Annotated in this window: 14 protein-coding genes; 3 read left to right on the plus strand and 11 right to left on the minus strand. The window is 36.8% G+C overall.

Annotated features, from left to right (window positions below; all coding sequences use genetic code 11):
- Window positions 1-21 precede the first annotated feature (21 nt).
- From ACYVD3_RS19420 to ACYVD3_RS19460, 9 genes are all read right to left on the minus strand, one after another.
- Entirely contained in the window at window positions 22-588 is a 567-nt protein-coding gene (locus tag ACYVD3_RS19420) for an FHA domain-containing protein (protein WP_460644139.1), read from the minus strand.
- A gap of 11 nt (window positions 589-599) precedes the next feature.
- Window positions 600-1,013 carry a DnaJ domain-containing protein gene (locus ACYVD3_RS19425; RefSeq protein ID WP_460644140.1) on the minus strand — a complete coding sequence of 138 codons (414 nt, stop codon included), beginning with the start codon at window positions 1,011-1,013 and terminating at the stop codon, window positions 600-602.
- A gap of 107 nt (window positions 1,014-1,120) precedes the next feature.
- The gene (locus ACYVD3_RS19430; RefSeq protein ID WP_460644141.1) at window positions 1,121-1,546 is read right to left on the minus strand and encodes a membrane-associated protease 1; all 426 of its coding nucleotides are present in this window, start codon (window positions 1,544-1,546) and stop codon (window positions 1,121-1,123) included.
- 51 nt (window positions 1,547-1,597) lie between these two features.
- Window positions 1,598-2,026, minus strand: coding sequence for a membrane-associated protease 1 (locus tag ACYVD3_RS19435; protein ID WP_460644142.1), 429 nt, complete (start codon window positions 2,024-2,026; stop codon window positions 1,598-1,600).
- A 46-nt stretch (window positions 2,027-2,072) separates the two neighbouring features.
- Entirely contained in the window at window positions 2,073-4,244 is a 2,172-nt protein-coding gene (locus ACYVD3_RS19440; RefSeq protein WP_460644143.1) for a transcriptional regulator, read from the minus strand.
- 24 nt (window positions 4,245-4,268) lie between these two features.
- Entirely contained in the window at window positions 4,269-6,296 is a 2,028-nt protein-coding gene (locus ACYVD3_RS19445; RefSeq protein WP_460644144.1) for a vWA domain-containing protein, read from the minus strand.
- A 287-nt stretch (window positions 6,297-6,583) separates the two neighbouring features.
- Entirely contained in the window at window positions 6,584-7,156 is a 573-nt protein-coding gene (locus ACYVD3_RS19450) for a sporulation initiation factor Spo0A C-terminal domain-containing protein (protein WP_460644145.1), read from the minus strand.
- Between the two features lie 25 nt (window positions 7,157-7,181).
- Window positions 7,182-7,766, minus strand: a complete 585-nt coding sequence (locus ACYVD3_RS19455) for an accessory gene regulator ArgB-like protein (RefSeq protein ID WP_460644146.1) — start codon at window positions 7,764-7,766, stop codon at window positions 7,182-7,184.
- Between the two features lie 9 nt (window positions 7,767-7,775).
- Window positions 7,776-7,919: a cyclic lactone autoinducer peptide gene (locus ACYVD3_RS19460; protein ID WP_460644147.1), complete on the minus strand. Its 144-nt coding sequence runs from the start codon at window positions 7,917-7,919 to the stop codon at window positions 7,776-7,778.
- A gap of 351 nt (window positions 7,920-8,270) precedes the next feature.
- Between ACYVD3_RS19460 and ACYVD3_RS19465 the strand changes: the two genes are divergently transcribed.
- From ACYVD3_RS19465 to ACYVD3_RS19475, 3 genes are all read left to right on the plus strand, one after another.
- The gene (locus ACYVD3_RS19465) at window positions 8,271-9,008 is read left to right on the plus strand and encodes a LytR/AlgR family response regulator transcription factor (protein ID WP_460644148.1); all 738 of its coding nucleotides are present in this window, start codon (window positions 8,271-8,273) and stop codon (window positions 9,006-9,008) included.
- Window positions 8,999-10,306 (plus strand): sensor histidine kinase, encoded by a 1,308-nt coding sequence (locus ACYVD3_RS19470; RefSeq protein WP_460644149.1) that lies wholly within the window; start codon window positions 8,999-9,001, stop codon window positions 10,304-10,306. Before ACYVD3_RS19465 ends, ACYVD3_RS19470 begins: the two co-directional genes overlap by 10 nt.
- A 248-nt stretch (window positions 10,307-10,554) precedes the next feature.
- Window positions 10,555-10,785, plus strand: a complete 231-nt coding sequence (locus tag ACYVD3_RS19475; protein WP_460644180.1) for an IS3 family transposase — start codon at window positions 10,555-10,557, stop codon at window positions 10,783-10,785.
- A 735-nt stretch (window positions 10,786-11,520) separates the two neighbouring features.
- Here the strand turns inward: ACYVD3_RS19475 and ACYVD3_RS19480 are convergent.
- Together ACYVD3_RS19480 and ygiD are read right to left on the minus strand one after the other, a co-directional pair.
- Entirely contained in the window at window positions 11,521-11,898 is a 378-nt protein-coding gene (locus ACYVD3_RS19480) for an iron chaperone (protein ID WP_460644150.1), read from the minus strand.
- A gap of 130 nt (window positions 11,899-12,028) precedes the next feature.
- On the minus strand, window positions 12,029-12,799 hold the full coding sequence (gene ygiD, locus ACYVD3_RS19485) for a 4,5-DOPA-extradiol-dioxygenase (RefSeq protein ID WP_460644151.1): 771 nt from the start codon (window positions 12,797-12,799) through the stop codon (window positions 12,029-12,031).
- Window positions 12,800-12,990 lie beyond the last annotated feature (191 nt).

Genomic DNA, 12,990 nt, shown 5'->3' on the forward strand with positions numbered 1-12,990 from the left:
CTTCTCCCTCTCCTTTTAGCTTTAAGTAAATAACAGTTTTGTTTTAGCTATATATATTACATCACCGGCAGAGATTTTACAGGGACGGCTTGCTGCCACCTGATAGCACTTTCCATCATCCACCTTTTGGATTTGTATTCCATTTTGAGAGCCTAAATCCTCAATATACCAGGAATCCAGGCAATAATTCATAACTGCATGTTGAATGCTGATAAGAGCACTGTATTCACAATCACCCAAATCCACATCCACTTCCGCATCTTTATATGTTCTTCCAATAATTACCGCAGTCTTGTCAGTTAAATCCCAAGATCGAATTGGCTTTTCATCTTCATTGAGTAAAATCAGCTCATGAATCATAAAAACAGCCGCAGCATGTTCTTTAAAAGCCTGTTCATCTTCTCCTCCTAGTTGTTTCATACAATCCATAAGGAAAAAAATTATCATGAATGCTGCTGCAATGAAACTGATTAATATGACCTGCATTGGCAACCTAAAATTCCAAACTGATGCCGCCAATGAACAAGACATAATTATAATCGCAAGATCGAGCCAAATTTTTCTTCTTCTGAGTTCTTTCATCCCCATTCCCGCTCTCCTTACTTTTTCTGTCCAAAATAAGTTGCAAATAACTCTTCCACATTTATGGGAGCATTTGCTCTTTTTGTATTTATTTGCTGACTCTGTTGCATGTCCATACCTTCTTCAACTTGAAATCCGAAAAAATGTTCAAACAGTGCCGTATTCGGATTTTTTGTCCCCTTATCCACATTTAATTGCCTATGTTTGTCTCTGTTCTTTTCCTTCCGTAAACTTTCATCATATTTTTTTCGCTTTTCCTTATCTCCCAGCACATCATAAGCTGATTGAATTTCATACATTTTTTCTGCTAACTTACAGTTGTCTTTCACCGCATCTGGATGATATTGCTTTGCTAATTTCCGATAAGCTGCTTTTATCTCTTTGTCGCTTGCCTGTGATAAAACCCCTAAGATTTTATAATAATCCGCCATCCTCTTTGTCTCATTTCTCAATTTTTATCCCGCTTATTGACAAACAAGGGCTGCCACCAGACAGCCCTTGCTCATTTTCCCCAAAGGCACCCTGGGGATTTCTTTCACTATGCGCTATATCCGCCTTCTACAGCAACCTGTGACATTTTATCCTTTTTCTGCTTAATTACCAAGCGAAATGTGCCTATGCCTTCTACATCACCATAATTTTCATTATAATCAACAATAAAAGCATTTGGATATGTATATTTTCTTACCACCTGAGAGGCTGCAATGACTTCAATTGTCACAGTCCGATAGCAATCTGATTTTTCTGCTGGCACTAATGACCATAAACCCAACTGTTTGGTAGCATCAAACGGGTCTCCATCCACAGCGGTTAATATCTTCCCCACAATTTCCACTGTACTTCCCATATCAGTGGAACGAGCATTGGAGTCCACCGGAATATCTGTTTTGAATTTCACACCGGTAACACTTGTTGTTCCTAATTCAATTGTTGATGGTCCATCAACTTTTAATGTAAATCCCATAATTTATCTCCTTTTCGTTTTCATTTGTCTGATCCAGTTTCAATTAATTAACTATTCGCCACTAAAACCGCCTTCAAATTTCAAGTTGGCCATCTTGTCTTTCTTCTGCTTCATTAATAGACGAAAGATTCCGATCCCAGTTTCATCACTAAAATCTTCTTCATATCCTACCACGAAAGCGTTAGGGACTGTGATCTGTCTGACAATCTGAGATGCACTAACTACAGTAATCTCCACATTGCGGTAACAATCGCTATTCTCTGCCGGAACCAAAGACCATCTGGCTATTTTACTGGTGTCATCAGCAGTTTCTCCACCAATTGCTGCCAATATCTTTCCTTCCACCAATACAGTAGATCCTAAATCTGTGGAACGAGCGTTAGAATCGTGAGGAATATCGGCGCCAAATTTAATTCCTGTAATACTGGTTTCCACTAAGTTAATGGTTTCGCTACCTTCAATTTTCATTCGTAATCCCATATTTTTGTCTCCTTTTTCAATTTTTATATGACAAAACATCCCATCATCAGCTTACTAGTCCGGCTTTTCTGGTCAGTTCTACCTTTAGATTTTTTGTGGTATTACTGAAAGTTACTTGAACATTACAGATACTGTTCTTTTCATCAATACTAAAACTCAATTCATCACCATCTTGTAAAATAGAATTAATATACTGACGATTTGTATCCCATTTACTCTTCTGACTGCTTGGATTATTACTAAAGAAATTTAAAATTTTATCCTGCTTAAAGTCATTGCTATAGAACCGGAGCATCCTTTCAATATAGGTTACTACCAACGTCTTATAAATCGGTTCAAATTCACTGCCATTACTAAGCAGGTTTCTCGCCTTATATACCATAATGTTACGGATATCTCTGCCCTTGTACTGGGCATTATCAGATGTAAATACAAAACCAAAGCCTGTATTATTAATAGAATTTTTAATCGTACTGGTAAAACCAGAAATCTCTTTTGTCATGCTGGTAGCTGCAAGCAGTGCATTATCCCCGCCTTCAATATCAAAGCGCACACCAGGATAATCTTTACTTGTATGATTAAACCGCTGCTTTAGGTATTCCGGGCACTGCCATGCTGCTGCAATACCAGCTGCACCATAGGCCGCACCAACATAAATACCCTCCAGCCACATTTTCATAATATCTTCTTTTTCTTGCGATAAGATAGCACTGCCATTTTCATTAAGAATCATTTTGCTGTCCAGAATTAAACCAGATTTATCTTTTGGAATAATTGTCATATTCGGAATACATGGAACAATAAATTCACTGTATTCCTGCTTCATCAGAGGGGTACATTTATCTTTAAATGATGCTACTCCTTCGGTGGCAATATAGTTAAAGGTGGTTTCTTCGCTGGTTGCAAAGCTAAAAAACGTAGTAATCCGGTACGGAGAAATTGCACTCATAAGAGCTGCAAGACTTTCCATCGAATTTGTACCATCTCTTTCCACTTTTTGATTTCCTGCAAAACGCAATCTTTGAAGCTTTCCACCGCCAGATATATTCATTTCCACATCTGGAACGATACCAAACCATAATGTATTCTCAAATTCATTTTTATCATTGGTTGTGTTTAAATAGGTTAACAGTTTTGGTAAGTTACTGGACTTTACCAACAGTTCTAAACTAATATTAGCGATCAAAAGCTTAGGCTGCATCCCCTTTTCTTTTACCCGATACTGGTCAAAGAATGATTTTACTCCCAGGATCTTTTCGATCAATGGTTTTACAGCTTTGACAAAATCATCCTTACTTTTTTTATAGAATTCGAGATAATTGTTATAGTTCTTTACCTCTGTTCCCAAGTCTACATTACTCTCCATCGTAGATACCAGAGGGCAGAAAGTTCTTACTACCAGATTTCTTACATAGTCAGAATGATTTTCGTTTAATGAGTCATAATCCTCTTGAAACACTTCAATCAGGCTGGTATTGATCTTATCGTCAACCACTGCAAGCTGAGTGCCAGCTTCCTGTTTCATTTCTAAGATTTTAAGCTCTCCATCATCTCCCATACTGAGTAGCCCAGCTTTAAATGTCTGGTCTCCCTGCTTATCCTCTCCATCCCCCAAAAGTAAACGGGTTTTAATGTCAGAAATAGCGAGTGGAAGCATTGCTAATACATGATTATAGTTTTTACTTGCCTGCTCAAACTGGTAATTCAGTTTATCTCCCAAATCAAGGCGCTTGGGATCACCCTCTTCCAGCTCCATATACTTTCCATAGGTATATTGGATTTCTCTCCTCACTTGACGGATATCCTCCATAACCTTCTTAGGTGAAATCATATCCAAAACATTGCCAAATTTAAAGTCCACATTAGCAACGCCCTGAGCCCCTTTTGCATCCTGAAGAGTTACCAGCATATTCAATAAGTCATTATCTAAATTCAGTGGAATCTCTGTAATACAGTTTTTCGGAATGTTTTCCGGCTTTACCAGATTGTATTGAATACTTCCGGTTGCCGCATCAGTCCAGGAATACACAACCGGATTAAATTTGCCGAAGAATTCTTCCAGACTTTCCACTACCAATTCCTCATTGATTTCTTTAATTTTGTCATCGTCCAAACTGGTTTTACCTCTTACATCGCCAATCATCGTCAGCAAATTCAGTTTCTCCGGATTGACTTCGGCAAACAATATTGTACGATTTGTTTGTGTTATTGTTTCCATTGGCCCTCTCCTTTTTCATTTTTATTATTGAATTACCGATATGTAACGTAATTCCAGATCATAAGCACCATCTTCAGATGTAATATAAATTACGTCGCCAAAACTTATGCTGTACTGGATTTTTTTACATACGATAGAATTCCCAATCATAATAGTCGAATCCGATGAATGAAACAGAACCATTTTCCGTCCTTCATCTGCTACTAAATACACTTTTTCCAGGTTCAGCGCTGCTGCTACGGCCGGATACTCTCTCAACAAATCACCTAAGCACAGTTTGTTGTCCTTTACTTTATGCAAATGAAATACTAATGGCGGAATTTCATCCATACCCTCAGGCAGCATAGTAAAATAAGCATCTAGTCTGCCATTGAAACGATTTGAAGTTTTTTCTCTGGTAATCTGAATAAGCTCTGTTTCCTGATTAGGCTTATGCCGATTATGCTGAAATATCCCAAGTGTGATTCCAACGATCAAAATGATACTCACAATCAGCCACCAATAAGCCTGCCAGAGTGACAGCACTTGAATTGAAATCGGATAGGTGAATATAGATTCTCCATCAGATACCAGAATTATTGCAGTTTGAAGTCCTGGCTTTATGGATTTGATTGTAAGAATATTATTTTCTAAAAGTAGTTCGCAGCTCTCTCCTGCATCTGTTTGAAGTGAATATTCCAAAGTATCATTTTCTGCATCTGTGAAATATTCATCCAAATTCCAGGTATCACCTTTGCTTAGAATTGTATATTCCCTTTTTGGAAGGTTTCCCGACGGCGGGGTATTATGTATCTGCACTTTCGTATAAAACTGATAATTCCCCAGTTCATCTGCCAACTGACCTTCTACCAAATATTCATTGGAATTCGCAAATTCCAACGCACCCTGTAAGTATCCGTCTTTTATCTGTGTAAACTGGCTCTGCGGGGATATGTTCCATTCTAAACTTTGATAAAATGCTTCATCTTTAATAATTTCTCCATGGGCATTTTTAAAATATACCTGATATGGGATCTGCTCATTTCTTGCAGCATCAGTTTGTATGTTTAATATTGGTTCCAGATTTCGATAACCGATCACGTAAACCTTAACTGCCTGCCCATCCATAGTCTCAGTATTTATTGTCAAATGACGAATATTATGATCAATATCATTGCCAGTTATTTTTCCAACAGCATAGTAAGTCATAGCTGCAATAGAAATCTGTTTTTCACCATATAAGAGTTCTGTTGTACCAAGCTTTTGCGGAGAGATAAAAAGAACTACTATTTCACTTAAATAGTCTTCGTTTATAATAAAGTCGATCTCTTGTTTTCCCTGCGCATAAATGCTTGCAGACACTTGCTGGATTTTATAGGCCAGATTATCACTTAAAATTCCATATAAAATTTCAATGAGAAGATCCGGGTTTTGAGCCGAATAGCTTTGTGCTCCTGTTTCCTTGGCAATCGTTTGTAGGATTGCTGAACTTCCATCATACTCTCCAAAAGCAATTGTATAGATAGGAACCTGCATTTGCTGACAGTTCTGAATAACACTAGCCACGTCCTCATCAGATTGTGCTTCTATTCTTCCAGTTACAGATCCCCGCAAATCGGTTTCTCCATCAGATACCAAAACAATAATGCTTTTTTGTTTATCTTTCGTCCCCAAAAACTTGCATGCTTCTGCCACCCCTAATCCAATATCTGTATTTCCAGAATATGTGGTTGTATCAATCAAAGCCTTTAACATCTCCCGGTTTGACAGTTCTGCTACAGAAACCGGACTAATAACAGATACAATTTCATCGTTATATGCCACAAAACCAACTCGGATATTATCTGTACGTATTGTATCAACAAATGCTTTCACCATTTCTAAGGCAATTCCATTCGGATCATTTTTTCGCATGGAACCACTAACATCTACAACAAAGGTAATATCAAGATCATCTTCTTTTCCTGATATCTCCTCTGCTGAAACATATTCCGGATTACCAAATATGCAGCAAACGCAGACAACAAATAATAATGCTCTTAATATGACTCTTATTCTTTCATCTATTTTCATAATATTTTTCCATGTACCTACCGATTATCATTAACATAAAAGTAATCATTACCATATATGCAATCGATGATCTAAAACAACATTGATTGCCTGTTGGGTGCCCACAGCCAGTGAGTATAATTAGTGATGCTACCGGTTTCTGATATTGACCGGTCAGATGCGCAAACATCAAACAATTATAATCTAATAAAGGGAATTGTCATACATAAACAGATCATATACTTCTTTATTTTCATAGTTTCGCCTTTTGTTTCTTCTGTTTGTTTTCTACCTCTTAAGTAATTCTATTACAGATATAGTTTCTTCTGTTGTGCCGGTATAATGTAAAACAACTCGGTTATACAATCATGTGAGGCCAACAAGAAATTTTTCAGATTGATATTTCCTCGATTCTGAAGTCCTGCCATCTCAAAAAATTTATGTGCCGGTGTTCCACGTTCCAGACTGTGTGAATAAACCTGTTTAACTGCACTATAGATGCGTCCTTGAACTAAAGTTTCTGTGCATCCATAATATTTTGCTAATGCTGGAATTAACTCTTTGGCAATATTGTCAACCGTTTTCGGATGTAAATAGGAAAATCGAATGCATTCAGCCAATACCTCCCGGCCTGCAAGCTTACTCCTAATGCCTAACTGATCTAAGAAATCATCTATTGTTTTGCACGGAAATATCTGTTCCAGAGCTTCTATCGTTGTAAGTAGGCGTAATTTATCTGCTGCATCGTTGTATGATTTCTCCACTTCCGAAGGTGGAATACTATATCTTGCAGCAATAGCAGCAAAGGAATTCCCCTTTCTTTTAAGTAGCACAACATCCTTTTCCCACATGGAAATATATGCACTTGTATTTTCTTTCAAAAAACACCTCCACTGACGAATAGCTTCATCCCCTGGCTGTTCTCCCTGCAACCAATCCGATCATCAATGAAATTGCCGCTACTATAACAACCAAAACTCCCAACCAGAAAAAGGTATACCATGATAACAAACAGCATAACAAACAAAAGCAAACTTCTATCATCAACGTGATGCGTGCTCTTCTGCCATAGACCTTCCTTTCTTTCGGATCAAGAGGTTTATTTTCATTTTCTACGGGTGCCAAAATCATAACGACAATGGACGCTACTGATAATAAAAGCACCCCCACCCCAATATGTGTGTAACCTGACAGATACCTTATGGACATCAATGCTAAAGCTACCACGCTATTAGATAATAAATAACAACGCAACGGAGTGGAGGCATGGTATCCACCAGCATTTGAACGCAAGGGCATAAACAAGAACATAAGCATCAAACACTCCCCTACTTGTTTCATGAGAACCGCGATTATCAAAGTGCTTATAAAGTTCACCGCATACATAAGCATTGTTTCTAGGCCAAATACGTAAATATCTTTTTCGCTTTTATCAATGTTATGTGTTTGTATTAGGTTATCTGCAATATGTAAACTTAGCTCCTGAAGCATAATTTCACCTTAAAACTTCCTTAATTTTCTAGCTGCTTGAGGCACCTTGGGTTGATAAAAGATATGGCTGCATACCGCATTAACAGTATTTGATGCAATAGCCAGAGCAAATGTAGCAATCAGCGAACCCCTCTTTAAATAAAATTTTCTCATAGTACTAATCTCCTTTTTAATTATTTCTAAACTTATACATTTACGATAAAATCTGATATTTTTCTTCCTTATTCGACAGTATATCACGCCCATTCTATTTGAGTAGTGGCAATTCCTAACTTGTTGCTCAGCCTTCCTATCTTTGAATTTTTAGTATTTTCTCACATCATGAAAGTAGATTTTTCAGCTAAATAAAAATACTCCCTCCCCGAACCTCTATAACTTTGGATTTGGTTTCAAAACAGTAATATTTCAATTACATTCTAAAATTAATAAAATTTTGACATTTTTAGCTTTTTACAGTAAAATTAATATAAATATCTATTATTATTTATAATGAGGTATATTCTAATGATAAAAATTGCAATTTGCGATGATGAATCAATTCAGCTTGAGAAAATTAATAATCTAACAAAATCTATCTTAGGTAATGCTGCGCTCTCTTATACTGTTGATACCTTTTTATCTGGAGAAGAACTACTGTTAAAATTAGAAAAGGGAATTGTTTATGATATTGCGCTTTTAGATATAGAAATGGATAAGATAAGTGGTGTTGAAGTAGGTGCCATTCTTCGGCAACAATTCCAAAATACCAGAACTATATTGATTTATATTTCTGCTTATGAAAGTCGAGCAAAAGAAGTATTTTATATTAATGCAATCCGTTTCCTTGCTAAGCCAATTGAACCAGAATTATTCAAAGAAGCGCTTTTATATGCATACAAATTAATTAACGAACGAGAAAAATGCTTTTCCTTCAAAGACTTCACTGGCAAAAAAATAATATTGCCATTAACCAACATATTATATTTTGAAATTACAGATAGTCATAGAATCAATGTAATAACATCACAAATCAAATACGTCTATTATGGAAAAATGGCTGACATCAATGCAAAGCTATCGCAAAACAATTTCTTACGAATCCATCAAGCCTACCTGATAAATTTCGAACATATCAGAGAAATTTCTTATAAGGAAGTTATCATGGATAATAATAGGCCATTGATGATCAGTGGAGCAAGACGGAAAGACATCCGGAGACAGTATTTTGAAATAAGATTCAGGAGGCAACAGGATTGGCTGTAACCATTACATATCTCTTTATGAACATCGTCAGAACTTATGCTATTTACCTCTTTATTGACAATTTTCTACAAAAAAAGAGTTGGCCTGCATGGACTCTATGTTTTGGTTATGGTGCATATTATATTGTAGCTGCCATAATTTACTTAAATCCCGATTTTTTTGATATCTTTCATAATGTTGTTATGAACCTTTCTTTTGCCTTTTTTATTGGGTTCTTATATCATACATCTATTCAAAAGAAGCTGCTTTGTAGTGTTTTTATCTACCTGCTTTCCATTGCCTGTGATGACTGCGCAGGTGCCATTTTAATCCTTGTCTTCCGGACTTCACTTTTGGCACTTCTTAATGATAAGTATCTGACGATTGTTGGAATTATCATTTCTATGACGTTGCTGCTTGGAATAGTAAAATTGGTAAATCCACTTTTCAAAAAACAGGATGCCGAATTAAACAGCTTATACTGGTTTGCAGTTTTTTCAATTCCTTCCAGTTGTATCTTCATACTACACTCTTTAGTTTGCCAACTGGAGCAGGGAAAAAGCGACGAGGTTTTTGTTTTAACTACAATCATGATTCTCTTCGCAATAAATCTCCTGGTCTTTTTCCTATACAACAAATTATTGAAGGAAGAAGCCACGAAATACGAAAACATGATGCTTATAAAGCAAGTCGAGGATTATGAAAAACAATCCTTGTTGATAAAGGACTTTCAAAAAGATTTGAGTGGCCAGCGGCATGATTTGAAAAATCACTTGGCCACAGTCAAAGAGTTAGCCGAACTACAAAAAACAGGTGAACTATTAAAATACATAGAACACTGGCTCAAAGATCTGGTAACTATTGAACCAGGTATACATACGGATAACTCAATCGTCAATGCTATGATCAACAGCAAATTATATATGGCTGGTTTACAGGAAACTGATTTACATGTAAATGTAGATATTCCAGCTGAATTAAATGCCAGGCGTACTGACTTAACGGTAATACTCGGAAACCTTCTTGATAATGCTCTGGAGGCCTGCACCAAACTCCCGCCGAATAACCGGAGGATTCAATGTGATATTCACTACCACCACAATGCACTGTCAATAACTGTTACCAATACCTACAATAGTTCCGAGCTTAAGATGCAAAATGGAAAGCTCTATACTACAAAAAGCGATACGAAATCTCACGGTATCGGTCTCAATCGTATCCGGCAAATCGTTGAAAAATATGAAGGAATCTTTGAGTATAATCTTTCAGAATATGAGACTCAGGATATCTTTATTGCAAAGATCATGTTGTACATGTAAGAAGCGTGGTCCATAAAGCAACCAATATAATAGACATGACATGCAAAGCAGTATAACATGGCAGCTTGAAATATTCTTTGATGAACGTTTATCAAGAAAAACGAAAAATCAAGGTGTCAGGACTGCCAAACAGCGGTTTTCAAAAAGAACAGATTTATAATACAGGCATAGTCTCAAGGGCCACAAAAAAAGACCTTGCCCATAAATAGAGGTTGTGGACAAAGCACCTGAAAATATAAGCCAAATACATAACAAAACATTCACCCGACAATGCTGCTTGTGAAGGATTCTGGGGCTGTATAAAAAATGAATGCTTCTATGGACGCTCTTTTTCCGGCTACAGTATTGAGGAATTTATAGCTTATATATATCAGTATATAGATTTGTACAACAGCAAACGCGTAAAATTATCTCTTTTAGGGCAAAGTCCTATGAAGTTTAGACAGTTAGATGGAAGTATGGTTAGGGCAATCCTTTAGTCCAACTTTTTGTCCCCCCTCCCACTTTACAGTAGCCGTTTACCCATCTTTTCTTCCCGATCATCTACTCAGCGTCATTTAAAAAGCTTATCATCAGAAGGGTATAATGTAGAGAATATTAAATTTCAGTCAGTAAAAGGCTACCAATGGTCACATCAACAAATATATCAGTCCTCCGTACTATTTTCGACACTCTCAACGCCCCCCTCACTTATGATGGGGTGGTGGGAGAAGTTCTTTGGAAGGGGAGTACTGACAGTTTGAAGAAGCTCAAGTGACAAATGCCATACCTGACCGCATTGTACATGATTCATATCCGATTGAAATTCAATATATTGATAAGGAAACAACAATATAATATAATCAAACACTTATTCTTCTCCATATTATATCTCAAAACTACTGAACAATTAAATTATTAAAAAATATTCTACACAAAGGATTCTCTCTTGTATCCTTATCTTTTAAGTTTCCCTGTAAGTCGTATTCATACAACGTTCTTCCATTGGCAGCCACTCGCTTTTCTATCTGGTTTCTCTTATTGTAACAGTAAGTTTCCTACTTAAACACTTTAATATCAACATAGGCTTCTATTCCCTTTTTCATTTGATTAACGAGTGCTGCTATCTCAAAGTTCCGCCCTATCAACATACTCTCCACAGCAAGGTTCCCGGCAAGGTCCAGCAAAGCCGCCTTCTCATTTAGAAGACAAGGTATTATCCATTCCCCGCTACTCTAGCATGAAGTGTCTTCACCAGCTCTCCATTTATCAATGGTCTGCTTTATAAATGCCTCCAGTCCGGTTTTATTAATATCAATGGTCTTTTTTATTCGGATACAGCCTTTTCCATAATCAAATCCGGTCAGCAGCATGCTGGCATTTTCGATTTTTTGTATTGTGCCAACATACAAACTTACATAAGACTTTTGAGCATTTAAACCAAACAAGTTAGACTCTTCATTTCCATAACATAACATTTTATATAGAATGCCCTCTTCAAGCTCAGAACCATATTCTAAGATAAGGCGCCTAACATGCAATAGTTTTTCTTTTCTCCAATCATTTTCAAGTAGTCCAAGATATTCTTTAGGGCTATTGGCCTCATACTGCATAATCATTACCTCACTTTGATGAATTTCTTTATCTCTTACTTATGATTTATGATAATCCAGTCACTATGCCAGACTTCACCAAGAAAACAGGGTCGAGAATTCACTCTAATACAACACATCCTGTTGCCATCTACGTAAATAAATAGCTTGTCATAGACAAGGAGCCCATCATGCAACTGTTGTTATATATGGATATCTTATCCTCTTTATCGACGGCGCCAAGTATATATAAGATTGGGTTGAAATGATCCGGCGTAGGTACGGCTAATTTTGCTGTTTCTCCCAAGCTTTGATAATTAATGACATTCTCATGATTGCTATTTTCAATATTTTCCTTAATAAAATCATCAAACTTATACGCCCAGTCAAAACCTTTGTCCTTTATTCCCCAATCAATCATTCCCAGGTTGTGAACAATATTTCCGCTACCAAACAAAAGAACGCCTTGATGCCTTAAGGATTTTAACTCCTTGCCGATCTGATAATGAACCTCTGGCGGGGCGGAGGCATCTATACTAATCTGTAAAACGGGGATATCTCTTTCGGGGTACATATGGACCAGAACTGACCAGGTACCGTGGTCAATGCCCCGAGAATTATCGAATACACTTTGTTTGCTGATTAAATTTTTTGCATTCTCCGCAAGTTTCGGATTGCCGGGAGCATTATATAGAATCTCATATAACTCTTCAGGAAATCCGTACATATCGTAAATGGTTTTTGGATTTTCCTCATTCATAATCTTTGTGCCTTTCGTATACCAGTGAGCTGAGATTGATATTATCGACTCAGGTTTAGGTATATTCTTCGCCATTTCTCTCCAGCTACTCGTATAATGGTTATTTTCTATTGCGTTCATAGGCGAACCATGGCCTACAAACATCATCGGCATTTTAGACATATTGTTAACTCCTTTTCATTTTATATTCTTTTATATACATCAGTTGATATTTAATTTTATGAATGTAGTTGTGCTCTGCTTATCAGATGCCGAAGCACCATTTTCAGCTTTTCCAACAATCCCGCTTATCGCATCTATTCTATAAAATTGAAAATTTAAATTTGGAGCATCAGATCACTCCAAATCCCCTA

It is taken from the genome of Lacrimispora brassicae (assembly GCF_054772055.1).